Here is a 25,006-nt window from a genome sequence, read left to right as displayed (position 1 = left end):
ATGTATACGTCGCGGCGTGGCACGACATTGACACTGTTTGGCGCGCCCCTTACATCGCCCTGTGGGCGCGGCGGTGGCCGCCGTCTGCCACATATCTATGGGCTGTGCCGACCACGGGCAAGCCGTCAGGCCATCAGATCACATTATCGGCTGGAGAACGCATGCTGGGTATCGGAACACTCGCCAAGAAGGTCTTTGGAACCCCCAACGACCGCAAGATCAAGGCGACCCTCCCGCTGATCGCGCAGATCAACGATCTCGAGCCTGAGTTCGAAAAGCTCAGCGACGACGGCCTGAAGGAAAAGACCGAGGAATTCCGTCGGCGCGCCAAGGACGGCGAAGCGCTGGACAGCATCCTGCCCGAGGCTTTTGCGAACTGCCGCGAAGCCGCGCGCCGGGCGCTGGGCCTGCGCGCCTTCGACACCCAGCTGATGGGCGCGGTGTTCCTGCACGGCGGCAACATCGCCGAGCAGAAGACCGGCGAAGGCAAGACTCTGACCGCGACCTTCGCGGCCTACCTGAATGCGCTGACTGGCAAGGGCGTACATATCGTCACCGTCAACGAATACCTCGCCAAGCGCGACGCGGCGTGGATGGGCAAGGTCTTTGGAACGCTGGGCCTGACCACCGGCGTCGCCTATTCGCAGATGCCCGAGGATGAAAAGCGCACCGCCTACGAAAGCGATATCACCTACGCCACCAACAACGAGCTTGGCTTCGATTACCTGCGCGACAACATGCGCTCGGAACTGAGCCAGATCTTCCAGAAGCAACACAACTTCGCCATCGTGGACGAGGTCGACAGCATCCTGATCGACGAGGCGCGCACGCCGCTCATCATCTCCGGGCCCTCCGACGACCGCTCGGACCTCTACCGGACCGTCGACACCGTGATTCCGGTGCTGCAGGACGACCACTTTTCGCTCGACGAAAAGACCCGCAATGTGACCTTCACCGACGAGGGCAACGAGTTTCTCGAGGCCGAGCTGCGCCGCCGTGGCCTGCTCGAGGAGGACCAGTCGCTCTACGATCCGGAAAGCACGACGGTCGTGCACCATGTCAACCAGGGCCTGCGCGCGCACAAGCTGTTCCAGCGCGACAAGGACTACATCGTGCGCGACGGCGAGGTGATGCTGATCGACGAATTCACGGGTCGGATGATGCCGGGCCGGCGCCTGTCGGACGGGCTGCACCAGGCCATCGAGGCCAAGGAAGACGTCGAGATCAAGCCCGAGAACGTGACCCTCGCCTCGGTGACCTTCCAGAATTACTTCCGCCTCTACGACAAGCTTGCCGGGATGACCGGTACCGCCTCGACCGAGGCCGAGGAATTCCGCGAGATCTACGGGCTTGGCGTGGTCGAGGTTCCGACCAACAAGCCGGTCGCCCGTGCCGACGAGGACGACCAAGTTTATCGTACCGCGCGCGAAAAGTACGAGGCAATGATCGAAGAGATCAAGAAGGCCAACGAGCGCGGCCAGCCGGTGCTTGTCGGGACTACCTCGATCGAGAAATCCGAGATGCTGAGCCAGATGATGAAGGCCGCCGGCATTCCGCACAACGTCCTGAACGCACGCCAGCACGAGAAAGAGGCGCAGATCGTCGCCGATGCCGGCAAGTTCGGCGCCGTGACCATCGCGACCAACATGGCCGGGCGCGGCACCGACATCCAGCTTGGCGGCAACGTCGACCTGCAGGTGCTCGACGCCATCGCCAGCGACCCGGACGCCGACCCCGAGGCGCTGCGCAGCCGCATCGAGGCCGAGCACGCCGACGAGAAGGCGAAGGTGATCGAGGCCGGCGGTCTCTACGTGATCGCCTCGGAACGCCATGAAAGCCGGCGGATCGACAACCAGCTGCGTGGCCGTTCGGGCCGGCAGGGCGACCCCGGACGCTCGGCCTTCTACCTCAGCCTCGAGGACGACCTGATGCGGATCTTCGGGTCCGAGCGGCTCGACAAGGTGCTCAAGACGCTTGGCCTGCAGGAAGGCGAGGCGATCGTTCACCCGTGGGTCAACAAGTCGCTGGAGCGCGCGCAGGCCAAGGTCGAGGGCCGCAACTTCGATATCCGCAAGCAGCTGCTGAAGTTCGACGACGTGATGAACGAGCAGCGCAAGGTGATTTTTGGCCAGCGCCGCGAGATCATGGAGGCCTCGGACCTCAGCGAGATCACGACCGACATGCGCCACCAGGTCATCGAGGACATGATCGACCGGTTCCTGCCGCCCAACACCTACGCCGACCAATGGGATGGCGAGGGTCTTTATGCGGCGGCGATCACCCAGCTTGGCATCGACGTTCCGGTACTCGAATGGGTCGACGAGGATGGCGCTGACGACGAGGTGATCCGCGAACGGCTGAACGAGGCTTCGGACACGTTCATGGCCGAGAAGGCCGAGGCGTTCGGCTCCGAGAACATGCGCAACATCGAAAAGCAGCTTCTGTTGCAGTCGATCGACGGCAAGTGGCGCGAGCATCTGCTGACGCTCGAACACCTGCGCTCGGTCGTCGGTTTCCGTGGCTATGCCCAGCGTGACCCGCTGAACGAGTACAAGAACGAGGCCTTCCAGCTTTTCGAATCGATGCTGGACAGCCTGCGCGAGGACGTGACCCAGAAGCTTGCGCAGATCCGGCCGATGACCGAGGATGAGCAACGCGCGATGGTCGAGCAGATCCGCGCGCAACAGGCGCAGATGCAGGAAGCCGCCGAGCGCGCCGAGCAGAAGGTCGCGGCAGAGCATGGCGATACGCCGCAGGCCGAAACGGTTTTCGACGAGAACGACCCGTCGACCTGGGGCAATCCCGGCCGCAACGAGCCCTGTCCCTGCGGCTCCGGCAAGAAGTTCAAGCATTGCCACGGCCGGCTGGTCTGAGGGCGCCGCGATCTCGTCGCAAAAAAATGGTTGCTTGCCACAACTCTGCCGGGTTTTCCTTTCATTAACCACATGTGGGAAGCATGTAGGGCGAGTGGAATGTCGTACCGAAAAGAGTTTTTGACGGCCTTGGGCACACTGACCTGTGCGCTTGGCATCGGCTTCATCATGCAAAGTGGAGATGCCGCCCGAGAACGATACGGTCACGCCCAACCCATTGAAGATGAGGTGGAATTCCTGCCGAAACCCGCGCGCACCGCGGTCGTCAGGTCGGCTTTCGCGATCACCGGGACACCGAGCGCGGCCCTCAAGGTCAGCGACATCACCCTGACGTCTGCCGAGGTCGATCCGGTCGCTATCAGCACAACCGTCGATTCCCGCATCAACTCTCCCAGTGCGCCCGAAAGCGGGCTGCCTGCCCCGAACCTGCCCGATTCTCCGGTTGCCGAGGCTTGCGCGACCGGCTTCACCGCGACACCGGTTGCCGCCGCGATGGTGGAACTGACGCTGGTGGCACCCTGCAGCCCGGGCGCCGAGGTGCTGTTTTCGCACGCCGGCCTGGTGTTCTCGGAAATGGTCGGCGAAGACGGGCGCGCCCTCGTCATGGTCCCGGCACTTCGCGCGTCGGCGACCTTCGAGGCCGCCATCCCCGCGGGCAAGACCCTGAGCGTTACGACCTCGGTCGAAAGCCTGCCGCTCTACCGGCGCACCGTGCTCCTGACCACCACGGCTGACGGGCTCGAGCTGCATGCGCGCGAATTCGGCGCGGAATATGGCGCAGAGGGTCATGTCTGGTCGGGTGCCCGGCGCGGCATCGAGGCGGTGACGCAACGAACCGGCGGCTTCATGGTCAGCCTCGGAAATGGCGGCGGTGCGGACGGGTATCGCGCCGACGTCTACACCTTCCCGCGCGCCTTGCAGGGCGACACGGACCCGTTCGAACTGTCGCTCGAGGCCGAGATCAGCGGGTTGAACTGCGGTCGCGAGATCGACGCCCGCGTACTGTCACTCGATGCGGCGTCGAAGCTCGTCACCACCGACGTCACCCTGTCGGTTCCGGGATGCGACGCCATCGGCGACTTTCTGGTGTTGAAATATCCGCCCCAAGACCTGACAGTCGCGGCGAGATAATTTCGGGACCGGGGCCGACGGACAATGCAGTTTTGGCGTGCGGCGGGATTCGCCGCACTTTTCGTTTCATCCGTCGCGTGCCGCGCCGCCGCGCAGGACGTGACGCTGACCTCGCGTGACGGCAGCGTCGAACTGAGCGGAACGCTTCTGGGCTTCGACGGCGAGTTCTACCGGGTCGAAACCGAGTACGGCGAGCTGACGCTCGACGGGTCTGGGGTGCTGTGCGACGGGCCGGGTTGCCCCGACCTGCAGGACTTCGTGGCCGAGATCGCGGTATCCGGTTCGGCCACGATGGGCGCGGTGCTGATGCCGGCGCTGGTCGAGGGCTTCGGATTGCGCAACGGCTACCGGACCGACCGCGAGGCCGAGAGCGACGCCTATTTCACCTACCTTCTCACCGATGAGGAGACCGGGAAGCTCGCGGCGCGGATCCGGTTCCGGGTGACGACGACCGACGAGGGGTTTGCGGACCTGCTGGCCAACGAGGCCGACATGGTGATGGCGCTGCGCGAAATTCGCACCGACGAACGCAACCGCGCGCGCGAGGCCGGGATGGGCGATCTGACAGGTGCCAACCGCAGCCGGGTTCTGGCGCTCGATGCGATCGTTCCGATCGTGGCTCCGAACAACCCGGTGCGCGCGATCTCGGCGCAGGATCTTGCGGAAGTCTATGCCGGTCGGATCGCCAACTGGTCCGCGCTTGGCGGTCCGGATGCGCCGATCACCCTGCACGCGCCCGACCCCGGCACGGGACTTGGTCAGGCGGTCGGCGACCGGCTGCTCGATCCGGCGGGACTCGAGATGTCCGCCGAGGCCACGGTCCACATGCGCGGCGCCGAGATATCCCGCGCGGTGGCCGACGATCCCTTCGCGATCGGGCTGGCCAGCTATGCCGAGATCGAGGACGCGCAGGCCGTGGTGCTGACCGGAAGTTGCGGCCGGACGCTGCGAGCCTCGCGTCGCAGCATCAAGACCGAGGACTACCCTCTGACCGCACCGATGTTTCTCTACCTGCCTGCGCGGCGGCTTCCGAAAGTGGGGCGCGAGTTCCTGGCCTACACCCGCGGGCTGGCAGCGCAGAACGTGATCCGGCGCGCCGGGTTCGTCGACCAGGCCCCCGAGGAGGTTCCGGTCGACGACCAGGGCGACCGGTTCGTCAACGCAATCGCCGCGGCCGGGGCCGAGGTCACGCTCGGGGAATTGCAGCGCATGGTCGCGACCCTGTCGCCGATGGCGCGCCTCACGATCTCATTTCGGTTCGAGGCGGGTTCGATCCGGCTCGACGCGCAATCGCGCTCGAACGTGCAGCAGCTGGCCCGGGCGCTCGAACAGGGGCAGTACGACACGCGGCGGCTGCTGTTCGTCGGCTTCAGCGACGGCGACGGCGCGTCCGGGGCCAACCGCGACATCGCCCTGCGCCGGGCCGAGGCGGTGCGCCGCGCGGTCACCATCGCCGCCGAGACCGCCAACCTCGAACGGGTGACACTGGACGTTGACGCCTTCGGAGAGGCCTTGCCGATGGCCTGCGATGACTCGGCCTGGGGCCGGCAGGCGAACCGCCGGGTCGAGGTCTGGCTGCGCTAGGCGTCAGATGTAGCCTTGCGCGCGAAAGCTGATCTCACGCGATCTGCCGACGATGATGTGGTCATGAAGGGTCAGACCAAGCGCCTTGCAGGCGCCGTCGATCTGGCCGGTCATCGAGATGTCCGCCTGCGAGGGCGAGGGATCGCCCGAGGGGTGGTTGTGAACGAGAATCAGCGCGCTCGCGTTCAGTTCCAATGCGCGCTTGGCAATCTCGCGCGGGTAGACCGGAACGTGGTCGACGGTGCCGCTGGCCTGCGCCTCGTCGGCGATCAGCACGTTCTTGCGGTCGAGGTAGAACACCCGGAACTGCTCGGTCTCGCGATGGGCCATGGTGGTGTGGCAATAATCCAGCAGCGCATCCCAGCTCGACAGGACCTGCTGTTTCATGATCCGGGCGCGCGCCATGCGGTGTGCCGCGGCCTCGACGATCTTGAGCTCGGTCACCACGGCCTCGCCGACGCCGGAAAGGTCCCGTAATCGCGCGGGATTGGCCGTGATCACGCGGTTGAAATCCCCGAAGCGCTGCAACAACGCATGGGCCAGCGGCTTGACGTCGCGCCGCGGGATGGCGCGGAAAAGCACCAGTTCCAGCAGTTCGTAATCCGGCAGCGCCGAGGCGCCGCCCTCCATGAACCTCTGCCGTAGACGCCGGCGATGGTCCGAGATGTAGGAAGGCAGGCGGCCCTTCGGGACCGCCACTGCAGCGGCCTCGTCGGAAAGGAAGGGAAGCGGGGCTTCCCCGAAACTGTCGGGTGGTGTGTTCATCCCGCGATAATTGCGCCGGGATGGTTGCGCGGCGGTTAACGCGGTTGCGATCTGAGGTTGTGCGGGCGCACGGAGTGGCGCGCCCTACCCTTTCATCGAATCCCAGAAGTTCTTGACCGAGGAAAAGAAGCTCGAAGTCTCGGGATTGTTGTTCTCGGACAGATCCTCGAACTCGGCCAGCAATTCCTTCTGGCGCGAGGTCAGGTTCACCGGGGTCTCGACGGCCAGTTCGATGAACATGTCGCCATGCCCACCGCCGCGCAGCGCCGGCATGCCCTTGCCGCGCAGACGCATCTGCCGGCCCGACTGGCTGCCCGCGGGGATCTGCACGCGCCCGCGCCCGCCGTCGATCGTGGGAACTTCGATGCTGCCGCCCAAGGCGGCCTTTGCCATCGAAACCGGCACGCGGCAGTAAAGGTTCGTGCCGTCACGGGTGAAAAGGTCATGCTCGCGCACGTCGATGAAGATGTAGAGATCCCCCGACGGGCCGCCACGCATGCCGGCCTCGCCCTCGCCGGCAAGCCGGATGCGGGTGCCGGTCTCGACGCCGGCGGGAATGTTGACGCTCAGCGCCCGGTCCTTCTCGACCCGGCCGGCGCCCTTGCAGGTATGACAGGGGTTCTTGATGATCTGTCCGAGACCCGAACAGGTCGGGCAGGTCCGCTCGACCGTGAAAAAGCCTTGCTGCGCACGCACCTTGCCCATGCCCGAACAGGTCGGGCAGCTTGTCGGCTCGACGCCGCCCTCGGCGCCGGAGCCGTTGCAGGATCCGCAGGCAATCGATGTCGGCACGTTGATGGTCTTTTGCAGCCCGTTGAAGGCCTCTTCGAGCGTGACGCGCAGGTTGTAGCGCAGGTCCGACCCGCGCGCCGCGCGACGGCCGCCGCGCTGGCCGCCCATGAAATCACCGAAGAGGTCGTCGAAAACGTCTGAAAAGGCGCTGGAAAAGTCGCCCTGCGGGCCGCCACCGCCAAAGCCGCCGCCCGGCCGTGCGCCGGCGCCCATGCCGCCGTCGAAGGCCGCATGACCGAAGCGGTCATAAGCCGCCTTTTTTTCGGCGTCCTTGAGAACCTCGTAGGCTTCGTTGGCTTCCTTGAACTGCGCCTCGGCCTTCGGGTTGTCCTTGTTGCGGTCCGGGTGAAGCTCTTTCGCCTTGGTCCGGTAGGCCTTCTTGATCTCGTCGGGCGTGGCGCCCTTCTGCACCCCGAGGACGTCGTAGAAATCGCGTTTGGACATCTTGTTCTTCCCCTCTTGGAACGTGATGGGCCGGCCCGCTTGGGACCGGCCCTGTCAGTGGTTCCGGGTTTCGCGGATCACGCGCGCTTGTTGTCGTCGCCGAGATCTTCGAAGTCGGCGTCGACGATGTCGTCATCGTCTCCGCTCCGCGGTGCGTCGGCCTCGGTCGGGGCTTCTTCGCCGCTGTCCTGCGAGGCCTTGTAGATCGCCTCGCCCAGCTTCATGGCCGCCTCGGTGACGTTCTGGATGCCCGCCTTGATCTTGTCGGCGTTGTCGCTTTCCATCTCGTCCTTGAGCGCCGCGATGGCCAGTTCAATCGCCTCGACCGTGGACGGGTCGACCTTGTCCGAGTGCTCCTCGAGCGATTTCTCGGTCGAATGCACGAGGCTTTCGGCCTGATTCTTCGCCTCGACGAGTTCGCGGCGGTTCTTGTCGGCCTCGGCGTTCTCCTCGGCGTCCTTGACCATACGTTCGATGTCGTCGTCGGTCAGACCGCCCGACGCCTGGATCGTGATCTTCTGCTCCTTGCCGGTGCCCTTGTCCATCGCGCCCACCGACACGATGCCGTTGGCGTCGATGTCGAAGGTCACTTCGATCTGCGGCATACCGCGCGGGGCCGGCGGGATGTTCTCGAGGTTGAAAGCGCCCAGAAGCTTGTTGTCCGACGCCATCTCGCGCTCACCCTGGAAGACGCGGATGGTCACGGCGTTCTGGTTGTCCTCGGCGGTCGAAAAGATCTGGCTCTTCTTGGTCGGGATCGTCGTGTTGCGGTCGATGAGGCGTGTGAACACGCCACCCAGCGTCTCGATGCCCAGGCTCAGAGGCGTCACGTCGAGCAGCACGACGTCCTTGACGTCACCCTGCAAAACACCGGCCTGGATGGCGGCGCCCATGGCCACGACCTCGTCCGGGTTCACGCCCTTGTGCGGCTCTTTGCCAAAGAACTTGGTCACTTCCTCGACCACCTTCGGCATGCGGGTCATGCCGCCGACGAGAACGACCTCATCGACGTCCGATGCCGAGATGCCGGCATCCTTGAGGGCGGCCTTGCACGGGTCCATCGACTTCTTGATCAGGTCGCCAACGAGGCTTTCGAGCTTCGAGCGGGTCAGCTTCATAACCATGTGCAACGGCTGGCCGTTCGAGCCCATCGAGATGAACGGCTGGTTGATCTCGGTCTGGCTCGACGAGGACAGCTCGATCTTCGCCTTTTCGGCAGCTTCCTTGAGACGCTGCAGAGCCATCTTGTCGCCGGTCAGGTCGACGCCGTTCTCCTTTTTGAACTCCTCGGCGAGGTAGTTCACGATGCGCATGTCGAAGTCTTCGCCACCGAGGAAGGTGTCGCCATTGGTCGACTTCACTTCGAAGAGGCCATCGTCGATCTCGAGGATGGTGACGTCGAAGGTACCACCACCAAGGTCATAGACCGCGATCGTCTTCGACTCTTTCTTGTCCAGACCGTAGGCCAGCGCAGCAGCGGTCGGCTCGTTGATGATGCGCAGCACTTCAAGACCGGCAATCTTGCCGGCGTCTTTGGTCGCCTGGCGCTGGGCATCGTTGAAATAGGCGGGCACGGTGATGACGGCCTGCGTCACTTCCTCGCCGAGATAGCTCTCGGCGGTTTCCTTCATCTTGCCGAGGATGAAGGCCGAGATCTGGCTCGGCGAATACTTTTCGCCCTTGGCTTCCACCCAGGCGTCGCCGTTGCCGCCGTCGATGATGTTGTAGGGGACGATCTTCTGGTCCTTCGTCACCTCGGGGTCCGAGGTGCGGCGGCCGATCAGGCGCTTGACGGCAAAGATCGTCGCTTCGGGGTTGGTGACGGCCTGCCGCTTGGCTGGCTGTCCGACAAGCCGCTCGTCGTCCGTGAAGGCGACGATCGACGGCGTGGTGCGCGCGCCTTCGGCATTCTCGATCACGCGCGGCTGGCTGCCGTCCATGATGGCGACGCAGCTGTTGGTGGTTCCCAGGTCGATACCAATTACTTTGGCCATTTTAGATCCCTCATAGTTCAAGGCGATGACACGGAGAGCAGGCCCGTTCCGGCGCCTCTGCCCCGTTCTTGATGGTCGGGAAAGCGCAACGCTTCCCCGCGGTTCGCAGGGTATATAGGGAGGGCAAAAGCGGCCTGCAACCATTGCCATGCGGTCGCAAACCGGATTCTTTCGCCCGTATTCGGGCGATTTGCACGAAAGGTCCGCCGCATGCCGCCGCTGCGCGTGAAAGGCTTCGAGATCCATGTCGGCTACCTCGACGTGCCGGCGCAGCAGGCGCTGGTTGCCGCGGTCCGCGGGGTTGCGCGCGCGGCGCCGTTTTTCACGCCCGAGACCCGGCGCGGGCAGAAGATGTCGGTGCGCATGACCTCGGCAGGGAGTTTCGGCTGGATTTCGGATCGCAAGGGCTATCGCTACGCGCCACGGCACCCCGACGGCACGGCCTGGCCGCAGCTTCCCGCCGAGGTCCGGGCGATCTGGCAAGATCTCGCACCCGGCGCGCCGGACCCGGATTCGTGTCTCGTGAACTGGTACGGCGAGGGCGCGCGCATGGGACTGCACCAGGATCGCGACGAAGCGGATTTCCGCTGGCCCGTGGTTTCCGTTTCCCTGGGGGATCAGGCGCTGTTCCGCATGGGCGGCACCGACCGCCGCGACGCGACCGAATCGATCTGGCTGTCCTCGGGCGATGTCGTCGTGATGGGCGGTGACGCGCGCCTTGCCCATCACGGCATCGACCGCATCCGGTTCGGCTCTTCGACGCTGCTTGACCGCGGAGGGCGGATCAACCTGACCCTGCGCGTCTCGCAGTAGCCTAAGCCGTGTCCGCCGACAGGGCGCCGTCATATTCGGCCACCCGCTCCTGCGCCGGACGCTCCGAGCAACGCCGGACCCAGTCGCGGATCGCCGAGTCGTCAGGCGTTGCGTCCGGCATCCAGACGAACGGCGACGTCACCAGAAGGTCGGCGGCGCTGAACGCCTCGCCCAGCAGATACGGCCGGTCCTGCAAGGCGCCTGAAATTCGGCTCGTCAGTTCGGTCATGCCGCGGAAACTGGCCTGCAGCACCGGATGCTGGAGGCCGGTCATCGTGTGGATCAGCACCGGTTCGACGACATTGCCATAGTAGGCGAGCCAGCTCAGATAGGCGCCGCGGTCGGCTGCGCCCACCGCCGGCCCGAGACCGGACTTGGGGAAGAGATCGGTCAGGTAGAGAATGATGGCATTGGATTCCCAGATCAGCGCGCCGTCGTGGACCAGCACCGGCACCTTGCCCTCGGGATGCGGGTTCTGCGGATCGACCCGCCCGCTGCCGTCCGCGCGCGGCACCTCGACCCTCCGGATCTCGACCTCGTCCTCGACGCTCATCTCGTAAAGCAGCCGCACGATGCGTGTCGAGCGGCTGTGGGGGGCATGGTAGAGCGTGAGCATGGATGACCTCTTGTCTGCGTGTTGCACGGGATTTCCTAGCCGAAGCCCCTGACAGAACATGTCTGGAGCGCCGAACCTGCCACAATCCGGTGTGCTAAGATACCACGGCGCGCCGGGAGCGCGCTCTGAGGACAAGGAGACAGCCATGATCATGCGGATCTTCCAGGTGACAGCGCGACCGGGCAAGGAGGCGGACTTTGCGCGGTTCTTCCATGAAACTGCGATCCCGCTCATGAAACGGACCGAAGGGCTGCGCACGATACTGCCCGGCGCCGCCCGTGCGGACGCCCCGCGCGATTTCGCCTTCGTCATGGTCTGGGAGAGCCTTGCCGCGCTCAAGCGTTTCGTGGGCGAAGACATCTCGTCCCCGCATGTCGACCCGGCCGAGGCCGAGTTGGCCGAAAGCCGCTCGATCCGCCATTACGACCTCGTCGAGGCCTGACTGGCAGAGCAGCTGGCGACGTTATCCGGCGGCGGTCAGCTGCGCCGGGTTGCCGACTTCGCTGCTGCGGATCGCCGCATCCATCCGGTCGAAACGCGGGCCTTCTGTTTCCAGTGCGATCCGGCGGTGTTTCTGGTCGTATCGCCTTTTGTAGAACCGCATATTGAGCGCCTGCATCAGCTTCGAGCGGTGTTTCGGATGCTCGCGCCGCCAGGCCAGCGAGCCGGCTGCGGGGCGGATCGCGAAATCCGGGAAGGTGCGCCCGAGGTAGTCGGTGTATTCGCGGGCGAATCCAGCCACAAAGGTATTGTCCTGCAGGGACCACGGTTTGTTGGGCCCGGTGAAATGCAGGATGTAGGGCTGGTAGCGTTCGACCGCGGGCGTGTTCATCCAATTCTGCGTGCGCCAGTTGAACAGCGGGTTCAGCGTGAGGATCTGGTCCGAGAAGGCCAGGTTCATCGCGCCCTGGTCTTGGTCCTTGTGAACCGGAAGGTAGGGAATGTTGTCGACCATCGCCTTGCGCAACCGGGCCGGGCCGTCGATCCCGAGGAACCCTTCCGGCTGGCAGAGAAAGACCCCGGCGTTGAAGTAGCGTCGGCTGGCACCGCCCAGATCGTCGACCTTGGCGCGCCGCTTTGCGTCCATTTCGCCTTCGTCGAGGTTCCAGAACTCCTGCGATGCGGCAAGGGCGAAAGGCTGGTCGACGCTCGAGAACAGCCGGCCGATCCCCGGCCGGGCGAGGTAGGTATCGGTATCGAGATAGAACAGCAGGTCGTAATCGTCGCCGAGCGTCTCGGGCAGCAGCCATTTGAAATAGGTGGCCGCGGTGATCCATTCCTTGGCCTGCGGTACATCCGGCAGGATCGACACGTCGATCTCGCAGAGGCGCGCCGGGCCGTCGAGATGGGTCGGGTCGACGCCGCCGATGTCGGGCATGCAGATCACGACATCGAATTGGCCGTCGGGCTCGGTGCGGCGGATCCGGTCGGCGCAGAACATCGCCAGCGGCAAATGGCCGGTGTCACATGCGAAAACGACGGCAGCGCGGTGCATGGCCGCGCGGTTTTGTCTGGCTGGTCCCATGGTCGGATCGACGGTTCACGATGCTGGCCTGATGAACCGAGATTGCCCCCGTTCGCGCGGTATCACAAGGTCCGGTTGCAGCCGCCGACCGTGCTGCAGAAGGCGGGCTTCAGCGCCGCGCGCTCCAGCTGAGCGAGGCATGCCTGCGGGTGTAGAACTCGCCCATCATGCCGATCACGACCAGCACCACGCCGCACCACCAGGCGTATTGCCAGTTGGTGTAATGCGGATTGTAGTTGATGAAGGCGAACCCGCGGCACTGGTCGATGATGTGGAACAGCGGGTTCCAGTCGAACATCGCCAGCATGAAACCGGGCAACGTGTTTGCGACGAACATCTTGCCCGAGGCGATCATGTTGGCGCGTTGGTAGACCGTCGTGAAGATCGACACGAATCCCGGCGCCCACGGCTTCAGAGCCAGCAGCACGAGGCCAAGTGCCAAGCCGGTGAACCACGCCAGCAGCAGCATTCCGAAAGCCGGGAACGGCTGGTCGATTTCCAGCGGCGTGAAGGCGACGTGATAGACGAACAGGATCACCGCCAGCGACAGCACCTGGATATAGAGCGCCCCGAGGCCGGCCGACATCAGCGCGATGAAGGTCGACATCGGGGCGTGCTGCATCATCGGGCTGGCCGGCCCTTCCGAGCCGACCACGGCGCCCAGCGTCTTGGCATGGGTCATGAACAGGAACACGCCGGTCATGATGTAGACCAGGAAATCGCCGCGCAGGGCCGCACCGCGCAGGCCGAGCAGCGAGAACATGACGTAGAACGCCATGATGAAGATCAGCACCTGCACGATGTTGACGATAATCGCCAGAAAGGCGTTCGAGTTGGTCTTGCGTACCGAACGCACGATCGAGTGGTAGATCAGCTCGAGGATCACGACGGCCTTGGTCAGGCCGCTCTGTGGTCTGCGTTGGGGCTTGAACATTGCTCGCCGGCCTCGATGCGCGGGGGGGTCTGAAGGGACTTCTTGAGGTTCCGCTGGGAGCGCATCATAAGGGGTAAAATTCGCTACATCAACGAATGCCGATTGGGAGTTGCACCTTGGATTACGAAAAACTGGTCGATGTCATGCGGTCACTTGCGCTGGAGGCGGGCGACAGGATCATGGAGATCTACGAGGCCGACGACTTCGACGTGAAGGTCAAATCCGACGCGAGCCCGGTGACCGAGGCCGACGAGGCCGCCGATGCCATTATCTCGGCCGGCCTGACCTCTGCATTCCCGGACATGATGCTGGTGACCGAAGAGCAGGCCGCGACCCATTCCGCCTCGGGCGATACCTTCCTGATCGTCGATCCGCTCGACGGGACCAAGGAGTTCATCAACCGCCGCGGCGATTTCACGGTCAACATCGCGCTGGTCGAAGGTGGCAAGCCGGTGCGCGGCGTGGTTTATGCCCCGGCCAAGGGGCGCATGTTCTACACCCGCGCCGACGGTCAGTCGGTCGAGGAAGCCGGACCCTTCGACAGGGCTGCAGTGGGCGCGCAGACGGAGATCAACGTTTCGGATGCCGACAACTCGGCCCTGATGGTCGTCGCCTCGAAATCGCATCGCGACCAGGCGACGGACGACTATATCGGCAAGTACGCCGTCAAGGACATGAAGTCCGCCGGGTCCTCGCTGAAGTTCTGTCTCGTGGCCACCGGCGAAGCCGATCTCTATCCGCGTCTCGGACGCACGATGGAATGGGACACGGCCGCGGGCCATGCCGTCCTGTCCGGTGCCGGCGGCGCGGTGGTGCGGTTCGACGACCTCAGCCCGCTGGTCTACGGCAAGGAAGGCTTCGCGAACCCGTTCTTCATTGCCTACGCCCCGGGTGTCGCGCTCAAGGAGGCCTGATGTCGGTTCTCATCGTCATCCCCGCGCGCTACGCCTCGCAGCGCTATCCCGGCAAGCCGCTGGTGGCCCTGCGTGGCGCCGATGGCCAGTCGCGCAGCCTGATCGAGCGCAGCTGGCTTGCGGCGCGTGCGGTTGGTGGCGTCGACCGGGTCGTTGTGGCCACCGACGACGATCGCATCCGCGAAGCGGCCGAGGCGTTCGGCGCCGAGGTGGTGATGACCTCAAGCGACTGCCGCAACGGGACCGAGCGTTGCGCCGAGGCTCATGCGACACTGGGCGGTGGTCATGACGTCGTCGTGAACCTGCAGGGCGACGCACCGCTGACGCCGCACTGGTTCGTCGAGGATCTCGTCAGCGGATTGCGTGCGGCCCCCGATGCCGAAATCGCGACCCCAGTGTTGCGCTGCGAGGGTGCGACGCTCAACGGCTTTCTCGACGACCGCAAGGCCGGTCGCGTCGGCGGCACCACGGCGGTCTTCGGGCGCAAGCGGCAGGCACTCTATTTCTCCAAGGAAGTGATCCCCTTCACGTCGCGCAGCTATGCCGACGCCGAACCGACACCGGTGTTTCACCATGTCGGGGTCTATGCCTATCGCCCCGAGGCGCTCGCGGCCTACCCGGGATGGGACATCGGTCCGCTGGAACAGCAAGAGGGCCTGGAACAGCTTCGGTTCATGGAAAACGGGCGCGAGGTCCTGTGCGTCGAGGTCGAGGCACGCGGGCGGCAGTTCTGGGAACTGAACAACCCCGAGGACGTGCCGCGGCTCGAGGCTATGATGGCGGCGATGAAGCTCGAATGAGCAAGGCGCGGGCCAGCGTCGTCGTTGTCAGCCGTCACCGGCCCGACGATCTCGCGCTTTGCCTGACCGCGCTGAGCCGCCTTCAGGACGTGTGTTTCGAAATCGTCGTCGTGGCCGATCCGGCAGGCGTAACGCGGGCGGCCTCCCTGCCCTTCGCGGACGATCTGAAGATCGTCGCTTTCGACGTTCCGAACATTTCCGCCGCGCGCAACCTCGGGATTTCCCACGCGTCCGGAGAGATCGTCGCCTTCATCGACGACGATGCGGTGCCAGAACCGGGCTGGCTGTCGGAACTTGTCGTGGAATTCGAAAGTCCCGGCGTCGACGCCGCCACCGGCTACGTGCGCGGGCGCAACGGGATCAGCTTCCAGTGGCGCGCTCGCGGCGTGGACGACGCGGGCCGCGCGGTTGCGCTCGGGAAAGGCGTCGTCGACACGGTGAGTACGGTCGCGGCGGTCAAGCTCGAAGGCACCAACATGGCCCTTCGCCGGCAGGTGCTGGTCGAGATGGGCGGCTTCGACGAACGGTTGCACTACTTTCTCGACGAGACCGAACTGTCGTTGCGACTGGCCCGGGCAGGACGGGTCACGGCAGTCGTTCCCACGGCGCAGGTGCATCACCGGATGGCGGCGAACCGGGTGCGCACCGCGCGGCGCGTGCCGCGCGATCTTTTCGACATCGGAGCCGGCTGGGCGATTCTGCACGGGACCCATCTGGCTGCGTCGCGGCGCGCAAGGGCGCTGGCCGAGATGCGTGAACACCAACGCGCCCGCTTGCTGCGGCACATGGCGGCGGGCACCATCGAACCGCGCGACGTCAAGCGCCTGCTGCGCCGCTTCGATGCGGGGGCGAAAGAGGGTCAGGGGCGCGAAATTTTCTCCGAACATGCGCCGGGTCCGCCGCTTGCGAGATTCCGGCAGTTCCCCGCCCCGGCACGCCGGGCTCAGGTCATCGCGGGCCGTGTCTGGTCGCGCGGCAGACTGCGGCGCGAGGCCGTCAAATCGGCGGCGCGTGGCGACAACGTTACCCTGATCGAGCTCTCCCCGACGGCGCTTTACCACCGGGTGCGCTACCAGCCCGAGGGCTATTGGCTGCATACCGGCGGTCTCTTCGGGCGCAGCCTGCGGAGCGCGCCGATCCTGGCCTGGTATCGCCATGCCACCAGGGTCTCCAAGGAATGCATGCGGATTCGTGCCGAACGGCGGCTCTGAAAGCGAGCGAATTTCGCAACAATGTTCCCTTGGCGTTACAAAATTGCTTTAATTGGCGCGCACGTCGTGTTCTTGGAAAGCGCGACACCCGCTTCGCGGGCCAACGACGACCGATCATTGTGCAGAATGAAATTTAAGGATCCTGAATGACACGTAAGGTAACGAAGGCGATCTTCCCCGTCGCCGGTCTCGGAACGCGGTTCCTGCCGGCGACCAAGTCCGTTCCGAAGGAAATCATGACACTCGTGGATCGGCCGCTGATCCAGTATGCGATCGACGAGGCCCGAGCTGCGGGCATCAAGGAGTTCATATTCGTGACCTCGCGCGGCAAGAGCGCGCTGGAGGACTACTTCGACCACTCTCCGGTTCTCGAACAGGAACTGGAAAAAGCCGGCAAGACGGCGCTGCTCGAAACCCTCAAGACGACCGACATGGACAGCGGCGCGATCGCCTACATCCGCCAGCACAAGGCGCTGGGCCTGGGACACGCAGTCTGGTGCGCGCGCCGCCTGATCGGGGATGAACCCTTTGCCGTGATCCTGCCCGATGACGTGATCGCGGCCGACAAGCCCTGCCTGCAACAGATGACCGAAGCCTATGCCGAGACCGGCGGCAACATGGTCGCAGCGATGGAGGTCGCGCCCGAGAAGGCCTCGTCCTACGGCATGCTCGACGTCGGCGAGGATTCCGGCACGACCGTCAAGGTGCAGGGCATGGTCGAAAAGCCGAGCGCCGGCGAGTCGCCATCGAACCTTGCCGTGATCGGGCGCTACATCCTGACGCCGGACGTGCTCAACGATCTCGACAGCATGAAAAGCGGCGCCGGCGGAGAAATCCAGCTGACCGATGCCATTGCCTCGCAGATCGACAAGCAGGAGGGCGTCTTCGGCTACCGGTTCCGTGGCCAGCGCTTCGACTGCGGATCGAAGTCGGGCTTCCTGCAGGCCACAGTAGCCTTCGGCCTTGCGCGAGACGACCTGCGTGACGACCTTGCCGCCTACCTGCGCGAGATCGTGCATATCGACAAGGCGGCCCAGTAAGCTTCGGGAGATCGTACGTGTCCAAGGTTCTGGTCACCGGCGGCGCCGGCTACATCGGGTCGCATGCCTGCAAGGCGCTGAAGTCGGCGGGCTACGTGCCGGTGACCTTCGACAACCTCGAAACCGGCTGGGAAGACGCCGTCAAGTTCGGTCCGTTCGAGAAGGGCGATCTGCTGGACCGCGACCGGCTCGACGCCGTTTTCGCGCAGTACGCGCCCGTCGCCGTGATGCATTTCGCCGCCCTCAGCCAGGTCGGCGAAAGCATGTCGAACCCGGGCCGCTACTGGCGCAACAACGTCACCGGTTCGCTGACTCTCATCGAGGCGGCGGTGGCGGCGGGATGCCTCGATTTCGTGTTCTCGTCGACCTGCGCCACCTATGGAGAGCAGGACAACGTGGTGCTCGACGAGGACTCGGCACAACACCCGATCAATGCCTACGGCGCATCGAAACGCGCGATCGAGGAAATCCTGCGCGATTTCGAGACCGCGCATGGTCTGCGGCACGTGATCTTCCGCTATTTCAACGTCGCCGGAGCCGATCCCGATGGCGAGGTCGGCGAGTTCCACCGGCCCGAGACCCATCTGGTGCCGCTGCTGCTCGATGCCATCGACGGCAAGCGCGACGCGCTGACGATATTCGGCACGGACTACCCGACCCCGGACGGCACCTGCATCCGCGACTACGTGCATGTCTGCGATCTCGTCGACGCTCATGTGCTCGGGCTGAAATGGCTGGAGGACGGCAAGGGCAGCCGGGTGTTCAATCTCGGCACCGGGTCGGGGTTTTCGGTCCGCGAGGTGATGCAGCAGTCGCGTTCGGTCACCAACCGCGAGGTCCCCTACTCCGAAGGTCCGCGCCGCGCCGGCGATTGCACGAAGCTGGTGTCGGGCTCGCGCCGCGCCATCGCCGAACTCGGGTGGTCGCCCGACCGGTCGACGCTCGACACGATGATCCGCGACGCCTGGAGATGGCACCAAACTGGCCATTACGAGAAATAGCCCGCCGCCCGCGCGGCTTCTCGACCTGACGCGAACGCTGCTCCGCGCCGGCCGGGTGCCGACCGGGATCGACCGCGTCGAGCGCGCCTACCTGCAACATCTCTCCGAAGACGGCGTGCCGCTCTGGGCGCTGGCGCGCAGCGCCTGGGGCTTTCTGCTACTCGACCCATCCGGTGTCAGGGCCGCGATTCCGCATCTGTGCGGTGCGTCACCCTGGCCAGGCGGAGACCTGCTGTCATCGCTGGCGCTACGCCGGCCCGCCGCCGTGCGCCGCACCGAGGCCGGATTGCGGCGTCTTGCCGTGGCCCGATGCCGTCCGGGCGGGCTCAAGGCGATGCTGTCGCGCCATTTGCCGACAGGATCGGTCTACGTCAACGTCGGGCATACCAACCTAGACGCCCCGGTTCTCGAGGCCATCGCCGCGGCGCGCGGTCGGTGCGCCGTCATGGTGCACGACATGATCCCGCTGGATCATCCCGCCTACCAGCGCGACGGCAGCGTGGCGCGGTTCCGCGTGCGCATGCGGCTTGTCTCGGAACGGGCCGATGTGGTGATCTACACGGCGCGGGCCACCCGGCAGCAGGCCGAGCATCGCTTCGAGAGTTGGGGTCGCGTGCCGCCCGGGGTCACGGCATGGTTGGGGGTCGAGATCGGGCCCGTTGGAGATCTTCCGTCCGATCTGCCGCCAGCCTCCCCCTATTTCATCTGCGTCGGCACGCTCGAGCCGCGCAAGAACATCGGCTTCCTGCTCAATCTCTGGGGCGACCTTGGGCCAGGCGCGCCTGCGCTTCTTCTGTGCGGAGCGCGGGGCTGGAAGAACGAGGACGTTTTTCGCAGGCTCGACGGATCACGGACCGGCTCCATACGGGAAATAGCCGGTCTCGACGACGCGGCTCTGCGCAGACTTGTGTCGGGCGCCGCGGCGCTTCTTTTCCCCAGCCATGCCGAGGGGTTCGGTCTTCCCGTGATGGAGGCCGCGGCGTTGGGCACCCCGGTGATCTGCAACGATCTGCCAGTGCTGCGCGAGGTGATGGGAGACGTGCCGACCTACCTCCCGGTCATCGACAGGCATCGCTGGGCGGCAGCGATCCGCGCGCTTGCGACCGGGCAGGGCGACGGGCCGCCGCCGGTTTTCGATCCACCGCGCTGGGATAGGCATTTCCAACAGGTACTGAGCGTGATCTGATAGCGTGGAAACGCCATCGCGCGGGTCAGGACAGGGAGCGGGGATTGAAGGTCTGGCAATCCTACCGGTTGCGGCTTCAACGCAAACGCTGGCGCCTGCGCGCGCTCCGCAAGCGTCGCGAACTTCAGCCGCTGAAGGACCGGACCGCCCGCATCGCGCCCGACGACATCCTCGTCTTCTCCACCCTGAGGAACGAAAGACCGCGCCTGCCCTTCTGGCTCGACTACCATCGGCGCCTTGGTGTCAGGCATTTCATCATCGTCGACAACGACAGCAGCGATGGGTCGCGCGAATACCTGCGCCAGCAGCCCGACGTGTCGCTCTGGGGCACAGGGGCAAGCTATCGCCGGGCGCGGTTCGGAGTGGACTGGCTGAACTGGTTGCAGCGCCGCCACGGCCATGGTCACTGGTGCCTGACCGTCGACCCGGACGAATTCTTCGTCTACCCGTTCTGCGACACGCGCCCGCTGCGCGCGCTGACCGACTGGCTGGACGCCTCGTCGATCCGATCCTTCGGCGCGATGTTGCTCGACATGTACCCGCGCGGCCGGATCGACGCACAGCCCTACCGGCCGGGGCAGGATCCGGTCGACATCGCCTGCTGGTTCGACAGCGGCAACTACACGATCTCGCGCAACGACCTGTTCGGCAACCTGTGGATCCAGGGTGGCCCGCGCGCCCGGACCTTCTTTGCCGAAGAGCCGTACCGTGCGCCTGCCCTGAACAAGGTTCCGCTGGTGCGCTGGGACCGGCATTACACCTACGCCAGTTCGACGCATATGCTGCTGCCGCGTGGCCTGAACCTCGTCTACGACGAATGGGGTGGCGAAAAGGCTTCGGGCGTGCTGCTACACACCAAGTTCCTCGACACCTTCGCCGCGAAGGCCCACGAGGAGATGGGCCGCGGTCAGCATTACGCGGCCTCGTTCGAATACCGATCCTATGCCGAGCGGCTGCACGCCGATCTCCAGCTCTGGTGCGAGCGGTCCGAGAAATATCTCAATTGGCGCCAGCTCGAGATCCTCGGGCTCATGTCGCGGGGCAACTGGGCATGAGCCTCGGCGTCGTCGTTCTCGTGCATACCGCCTTCGACCGTGCCGAGCAGGTGATCCGGCTCTGGTCGGCCGCCGGCTGTCCCGTGGTGGTTCACGTCGACCGCGCCGTGTCGAAAGCTGCATACCACGGTTTCGCAGAGGCGCTGGGCGACCTGCCGGACCTTGCCTTCTGCAGGCGTCACCGATGCGAGTGGGGCACCTGGGGGCTGGTGGCGGCGGCACTCTCCGGGTCGGAGGTGATGTTGAGACGCTTTCCGCAGGTCGGCCATGTCTACCTCGCCTCGGGGGCCTGCCTGCCACTACGGCCGGTGGCCGACCTGATCGCCTACCTTGCCGCGCGTCCGCGAACCGATTTCATCGAAAGCGCCACAACCGCGGACGTTCCCTGGACCGTGGGTGGGCTAGAGGAGGAACGCTTCACGCTGCGCTTTCCGTTCTCGTGGAAACGGCACCGGGCGCTTTTCGACAGCTATGTCGCCCTCCAACGTCGGATCGGATTCCGGCGCAAGGTGCCGCTGGGGTTGGTGCCGCACATGGGATCGCAATGGTGGTGCCTGACGCGCCGGACGCTGTCGGCAATCCTGCACAATCCCGACCGCCGGCGGATCGACCGCTATTTCCGGCGCGTGTGGATCCCGGACGAAAGCTATTTCCAGACCCTCGCGCGTCGGTTTTCGTCCCATGTCGAAAGCCGCTCGCTGACCCTCTGCAAATTCGATTTCCAGGGCAAGCCGCACCTCTTCTACGACGATCACCTGGAAATGCTGCGCCGTTCGGACTGTTTCGTGGCGCGCAAGATCTGGCGCCACGCGGATGCGCTTTACGAGGCGTTCCCGACAAACTGTGCCTCTGCGGTCGAACCACGACCGGGCCGTATCGACCGGGTGTTCGCACAGGCTGTCGAGCGACGCACGCGCGGGCGTCCCGGACTTTACATGCAAAGCCGGTTTCCCAACGAGCACTGGGAGAACGGCATCACCGCCGGACCCTATTCGGTGTTTCAGGGCTTTGACGACCTGTTCGCAAACTTCACGCCCTGGCTTGCCGCGGAGACCGGCGCGCAGGTGCATGGTCATCTCTTTGCACCGGACCGGGTGGAATACGCTGGCGCGCAAAAGGTGTTCAACGGCGCCCTGTCGGACGCCGCGCGCCTGCGTGATTACAATCCCAACGCCTTCCTGCAGAACCTGGTGTGGAACACGCGGGGAGAGCGGCAGGTTTTCCAGTTCGGGCCGCGCGACAACCAGCAAGTCGCGTGGCGCTTCGCCCGCGATCCCAACGCGCAGGTCTCGGTCATCACCGGGGCCTGGGCGATCGCGTTGTGCCGGTCCGCGCGCAGGCCCGCGGACCTGCGCCGCCTGGCGGCGCATCTGCAGAGGATCGAGGCCGAGTTTCTCACTATCCTGCGCGCGCCCTGGACCAAGGCGCGCATCCGGATCTGGACCCTGGCGGAGTTCATCGAGGCGCCGATGGCTCCCTTGCAGGCGATTCTCGACGAGATCGGGCAGGTGCCCGGGCACCGGTTGACGGAAGCGCCGCAGATGGTCGATCTGCAGGGGTTCGACGGCTTTCTGCAGACCCTCAAGAACCAGGGGATGCATCCCTATCTCGTGGGCGAAATTCCGGCGGGACCAGAGAACGAACCGCGCCAGTCCGGCGCGGCGAAGCCCTATATCGTGCGGGCGCGGTAACCCGTGAGCAGGCGCTTCGATCTGTTCGTGATTCTTGCGCATATGCGCACCGGGTCGAACCTTCTGGAGTCGAACCTCCAAGCGCTCGAGGGCGTGCGCTGTCACGGCGAGGCCTTCAATCCGTATTTCATCGGCGCCCCGGATGCCGAAAATCTGCTGGGCATCACGCAGGCCAAACGCGACGCCGACCCGGCGCGGCTTCTGGCGCGGATCCGGGACCATGACGGCCGGCTGGGCGGGTTCAGGTTTTTTCCCGACCATGACCCGCGAATTCTCGGCCGGATCCTCGACGACCCGCGCTGCGCGAAGATCATCCTCACGCGCAATCCGCTCGACAGCTATGTCAGCCTCAAGATCGCGCAGACGACGGGCCAGTGGAAGCTGACCGACGTCCGCCGGCGCCGGGATGCTAAGGTGCGGTTTGACGCCGACGAGTTCCGCCGTCACGAGGCTGCAATGCGGGAGTTCTCGGCGCGGGTTGGCCACCGCCTGCAGGTCACCGGGCAGGCCGCGTTCCGGATCGCCTACGACGACTTGCGGTCGGTTGAAGTGCTGAACGGGTTGGCGGAGTATCTCGGGGTCGCTGGCCGGGTGAAACGCTTAGCGGCGGATCTCAAGGCGCAGAACCCGCAGGCCATGGCCGAAAAGGTGACGAACCCCGAAGAGATGCGGCGCGCGCTGGCTGCCAGTGACCGATACGATTTGGACGCAGCGCCGGAGTTCGAGCCGCGTCGGTCCGCGGCGGTGCCCGCTTATGTGACGGCGGCGAGGGCGCCGCTGGTCTACCTGCCGATCCGCTGCGGCCCGGAGGAGCAGGTCCTCTCGTGGCTGGCCGCGCTTGATAATACTGAAATCTCTGCGCTGGGCACCGGCCTTTCGCAGCGCAGCCTGCGCCAGTGGAAGCGACGGCATCCCCGGCATCGCGGCTTCACTGTTCTTTGCCATCCGGCGCGGCGCGCCCATGCCGCCTTCTGCCGCCATATCCTGGGTGTCGGCGGTCCGCGCTACAGTGCGATCGCGCGCCTTTTGCGGCGGCAGTACGGCGTCGGGATCCCCGAAGACTCCGATGACGCGGGCTACAATCTTGACGCGCACCGCGCGGCCTTTGTCGGGTTTCTCGAATTCGCCGCGGCGAATCTCAACGGTCAGACTGCGGTCCGGGTCGACCCGGCCTGGTGCAGTCAGTACGCGGCAGTCCAGGGCTTTGCGGACTTCGCCCTGCCCGACGTCCTGATCCGCGAATCCACGCTCGAGACGGACCTGCCCCGGCTGGCCGATAGCGTCGGCTTGGCGTCGGTGCCGCCGCCCGGCCCGGCGGTAAAGGACATGCCGTTTGCCTTCGAGGACGTCTACGACGATGCCATCGAATCGGCGGCGCAGCGGGCCTACCGGCGCGATTACATGATGTTCGGGTTCGAGCGCTGGCGCTGAGCGGTCAGGCAGCCTGGTCGGTCTCTGCCGAGGTCAGGATCGTGTAGAGCGTCTGCGGATTCGGATTGGCCCGCAGCTTGGCGCAGACCCCGGCATTGCGCAGCGTCCGCGACACCAGCGCCAGCGCTTTGAGATGTTCGACGCCGGCATCCTCGGGTGCGAAGAGGCCGAAGGCGATATCGACCGGCTGGCGGTCGACGGCGTTGAAATCGATCGGCTTGTCGAGCAGGACGAAGGCACCTGCAACCTGATCGAGCCCGCCGAGCCGCGCGTGCGGCAAGGCGACGCCGTGACCGACACCCGTCGGTCCCAGCGCCTCTCGGGCGAGCAGCGCGTCGAGCACGTCGCCGGAGCGCAGCCCGTAAGCCTGTTCGGCGACTTCACTGAGATCGTGCAGCAATCGTTTCTTGCTGGATGCAGACGTGAGAACTTTCACCGCCTCCGGTTTCAGGAGTGTTGCAAAATTCATGATGCTCGCTTTGCCGCGGCGCCGCGCGCCGTCTCGTTGTCCTATTGCGGGTCGATCCAGCCGATGTTGCCGTCATCCCGGCGATACACGACGTTCAGGCCCTTCTTGTTCTCGTTCCTAAAGATGAGGACCGGTGCTCCTGCCAATTCCATCTGCATCACGGCCTCTCCGACGGACAGCGACGGAATGTTGGTTTCCATCTCCGCCACGATGATCGGTTGCAGGGAGTCGGGCTCCTGATCTTCCGAATCCGTTTCCGACGCGAGGATATAGGAGGACGCTCCGAAGATTTCAACCGGTTCCGTCCGGTCCTTGTGATGGTCCTTGAGACGGCGCTTGTAGCGTCTCAGTTGCTTTTCCATTTTTTCGCAGCACGCCTCGAAGGCGGCGTAGATTTCGGTCTCGTGCGCCTTGGCCTGTGCGGTAAGGCCGGTCGACAGGTGCACGGTAGCCTCGCAGACATACTCATGTGCGGATTTCGAGAACACGACCTGCGCATCGGTCGGGCGTTCGGCATACTTCCGGACCGCATCTCCAAGTCCCTGCTCGACATGCGTGCGCAAGGCTTCGCCGATGTCAATCTGTTTGCCGCTTATTTGGTACCGCATGATGTCTCCTTCACGATTCCGACCCCGAACGTCGTCAGCCGCCGCGCGCGCGGCGCAATCTTCGGTCAGAGGTCGCAGAAACAGGCAAGTTTCCGCGTGTCAGTCCGTCCGGGCCTTTGCGTCAAGGCC

Annotated in this window: 22 protein-coding genes; 14 read left to right on the top strand and 8 right to left on the bottom strand. The window is 65.1% G+C overall.

Going from position 1 to position 25,006, the window contains the following annotated elements; genetic code table 11:
• Nucleotides 1-161 precede the first annotated feature (161 nt).
• The 3 genes from secA to R5H30_RS08530 all read left to right on the top strand — a co-directional run bounded on the left by secA (nucleotide 162) and on the right by R5H30_RS08530 (nucleotide 5,588).
• On the top strand, nucleotides 162-2,873 hold the full coding sequence (gene secA, locus R5H30_RS08540; RefSeq protein WP_318327805.1) for a preprotein translocase subunit SecA: 2,712 nt from the start codon (nucleotides 162-164) through the stop codon (nucleotides 2,871-2,873).
• 228 nt (nucleotides 2,874-3,101) lie between these two features.
• Nucleotides 3,102-4,004: a hypothetical protein gene (locus R5H30_RS08535; RefSeq protein WP_318327803.1), complete on the top strand. Its 903-nt coding sequence runs from the start codon at nucleotides 3,102-3,104 to the stop codon at nucleotides 4,002-4,004.
• A 24-nt stretch (nucleotides 4,005-4,028) separates the two neighbouring features.
• Entirely contained in the window at nucleotides 4,029-5,588 is a 1,560-nt protein-coding gene (locus R5H30_RS08530) for a phosphate ABC transporter substrate-binding/OmpA family protein (protein ID WP_318327802.1), read from the top strand.
• 3 nt (nucleotides 5,589-5,591) lie between these two features.
• Here the strand turns inward: R5H30_RS08530 and radC are convergent, their stop codons facing one another.
• The 3 genes from radC to dnaK form a co-directional block, all read right to left on the bottom strand.
• Nucleotides 5,592-6,353, bottom strand: a complete 762-nt coding sequence (gene radC / locus R5H30_RS08525; protein WP_318327801.1) for a RadC family protein — start codon at nucleotides 6,351-6,353, stop codon at nucleotides 5,592-5,594.
• An 84-nt stretch (nucleotides 6,354-6,437) separates the two neighbouring features.
• A complete protein-coding gene (gene dnaJ / locus R5H30_RS08520; RefSeq protein WP_318327800.1) occupies nucleotides 6,438-7,589 on the bottom strand; it encodes a molecular chaperone DnaJ in 1,152 nt (383 codons plus the stop codon).
• A 77-nt stretch (nucleotides 7,590-7,666) separates the two neighbouring features.
• Nucleotides 7,667-9,583 carry a molecular chaperone DnaK gene (gene dnaK / locus R5H30_RS08515; RefSeq protein ID WP_318327799.1) on the bottom strand — a complete coding sequence of 639 codons (1,917 nt, stop codon included), beginning with the start codon at nucleotides 9,581-9,583 and terminating at the stop codon, nucleotides 7,667-7,669.
• Nucleotides 9,584-9,793: 210 nt separating this feature from the next.
• Here dnaK and R5H30_RS08510 point away from each other — a divergent pair, with 210 nt between their 5' ends.
• Nucleotides 9,794-10,396 carry an alpha-ketoglutarate-dependent dioxygenase AlkB gene (locus tag R5H30_RS08510; RefSeq protein WP_318327797.1) on the top strand — a complete coding sequence of 201 codons (603 nt, stop codon included), beginning with the start codon at nucleotides 9,794-9,796 and terminating at the stop codon, nucleotides 10,394-10,396.
• Between the two features lies 1 nt (nucleotide 10,397).
• Here the strand turns inward: R5H30_RS08510 and R5H30_RS08505 are convergent, their stop codons facing one another.
• Nucleotides 10,398-11,012: a glutathione S-transferase family protein gene (locus R5H30_RS08505; RefSeq protein WP_318327796.1), complete on the bottom strand. Its 615-nt coding sequence runs from the start codon at nucleotides 11,010-11,012 to the stop codon at nucleotides 10,398-10,400.
• A 145-nt stretch (nucleotides 11,013-11,157) separates the two neighbouring features.
• Between R5H30_RS08505 and R5H30_RS08500 the strand changes: the two genes are divergently transcribed.
• The gene (locus tag R5H30_RS08500; protein ID WP_318327794.1) at nucleotides 11,158-11,454 is read left to right on the top strand and encodes an antibiotic biosynthesis monooxygenase family protein; all 297 of its coding nucleotides are present in this window, start codon (nucleotides 11,158-11,160) and stop codon (nucleotides 11,452-11,454) included.
• A 21-nt stretch (nucleotides 11,455-11,475) separates the two neighbouring features.
• On the opposite strand, the gene R5H30_RS08495 is transcribed toward R5H30_RS08500, so the two are convergent.
• Nucleotides 11,476-12,507, bottom strand: coding sequence for a glycosyltransferase family 8 protein (locus tag R5H30_RS08495; protein WP_318327791.1), 1,032 nt, complete (start codon nucleotides 12,505-12,507; stop codon nucleotides 11,476-11,478).
• Nucleotides 12,508-12,646: 139 nt separating this feature from the next.
• Nucleotides 12,647-13,471, bottom strand: coding sequence for an ABC transporter permease (locus tag R5H30_RS08490; RefSeq protein ID WP_318327790.1), 825 nt, complete (start codon nucleotides 13,469-13,471; stop codon nucleotides 12,647-12,649).
• Nucleotides 13,472-13,587: 116 nt separating this feature from the next.
• Here R5H30_RS08490 and cysQ point away from each other — a divergent pair, with 116 nt between their 5' ends.
• The 9 genes from cysQ (at nucleotide 13,588) to R5H30_RS08445 (ending at nucleotide 23,800) form a co-directional block, all read left to right on the top strand.
• Nucleotides 13,588-14,385, top strand: coding sequence for a 3'(2'),5'-bisphosphate nucleotidase CysQ (gene cysQ, locus R5H30_RS08485; RefSeq protein ID WP_318327787.1), 798 nt, complete (start codon nucleotides 13,588-13,590; stop codon nucleotides 14,383-14,385).
• Nucleotides 14,385-15,185, top strand: a complete 801-nt coding sequence (locus tag R5H30_RS08480; protein ID WP_318327786.1) for a 3-deoxy-manno-octulosonate cytidylyltransferase — start codon at nucleotides 14,385-14,387, stop codon at nucleotides 15,183-15,185. Before cysQ ends, R5H30_RS08480 begins: the two co-directional genes overlap by 1 nt.
• Nucleotides 15,182-16,396 carry a glycosyltransferase family 2 protein gene (locus R5H30_RS08475; RefSeq protein WP_318327784.1) on the top strand — a complete coding sequence of 405 codons (1,215 nt, stop codon included), beginning with the start codon at nucleotides 15,182-15,184 and terminating at the stop codon, nucleotides 16,394-16,396. Before R5H30_RS08480 ends, R5H30_RS08475 begins: the two co-directional genes overlap by 4 nt.
• Nucleotides 16,397-16,542: 146 nt before the next feature.
• A complete protein-coding gene (gene galU, locus R5H30_RS08470; RefSeq protein WP_318327783.1) occupies nucleotides 16,543-17,436 on the top strand; it encodes a UTP--glucose-1-phosphate uridylyltransferase GalU in 894 nt (297 codons plus the stop codon).
• A gap of 17 nt (nucleotides 17,437-17,453) precedes the next feature.
• Nucleotides 17,454-18,437: a UDP-glucose 4-epimerase GalE gene (galE, locus tag R5H30_RS08465; protein WP_318327782.1), complete on the top strand. Its 984-nt coding sequence runs from the start codon at nucleotides 17,454-17,456 to the stop codon at nucleotides 18,435-18,437.
• Nucleotides 18,438-18,492: 55 nt separating this feature from the next.
• Nucleotides 18,493-19,623 carry a glycosyltransferase gene (locus tag R5H30_RS08460; protein WP_318327781.1) on the top strand — a complete coding sequence of 377 codons (1,131 nt, stop codon included), beginning with the start codon at nucleotides 18,493-18,495 and terminating at the stop codon, nucleotides 19,621-19,623.
• Nucleotides 19,624-19,667: 44 nt separating this feature from the next.
• A complete protein-coding gene (locus tag R5H30_RS08455; RefSeq protein WP_318327778.1) occupies nucleotides 19,668-20,678 on the top strand; it encodes a glycosyltransferase family 2 protein in 1,011 nt (336 codons plus the stop codon).
• A complete protein-coding gene (locus R5H30_RS08450; RefSeq protein ID WP_318327777.1) occupies nucleotides 20,675-22,369 on the top strand; it encodes a DUF5927 domain-containing protein in 1,695 nt (564 codons plus the stop codon). Before R5H30_RS08455 ends, R5H30_RS08450 begins: the two co-directional genes overlap by 4 nt.
• Before the next feature lie 3 nt (nucleotides 22,370-22,372).
• Nucleotides 22,373-23,800, top strand: coding sequence for a nodulation protein NodH (locus tag R5H30_RS08445; RefSeq protein ID WP_318327776.1), 1,428 nt, complete (start codon nucleotides 22,373-22,375; stop codon nucleotides 23,798-23,800).
• Between the two features lie 4 nt (nucleotides 23,801-23,804).
• Here the strand turns inward: R5H30_RS08445 and R5H30_RS08440 are convergent, their stop codons facing one another.
• Together R5H30_RS08440 and hpf are read right to left on the bottom strand one after the other, a co-directional pair.
• On the bottom strand, nucleotides 23,805-24,269 hold the full coding sequence (locus tag R5H30_RS08440) for a PTS sugar transporter subunit IIA (protein WP_318327775.1): 465 nt from the start codon (nucleotides 24,267-24,269) through the stop codon (nucleotides 23,805-23,807).
• A gap of 41 nt (nucleotides 24,270-24,310) precedes the next feature.
• On the bottom strand, nucleotides 24,311-24,877 hold the full coding sequence (hpf, locus tag R5H30_RS08435; RefSeq protein ID WP_318327774.1) for a ribosome hibernation-promoting factor, HPF/YfiA family: 567 nt from the start codon (nucleotides 24,875-24,877) through the stop codon (nucleotides 24,311-24,313).
• Nucleotides 24,878-25,006: the final 129 nt, after the last annotated feature.

The organism is Roseobacter sp. FCG-D35 (assembly GCF_033436665.1).
Taxonomy (GTDB): Bacteria; Pseudomonadota; Alphaproteobacteria; order Rhodobacterales; family Rhodobacteraceae; genus JAWQFO01.
This window is presented reverse-complemented; position numbering and strand designations above follow the sequence as displayed.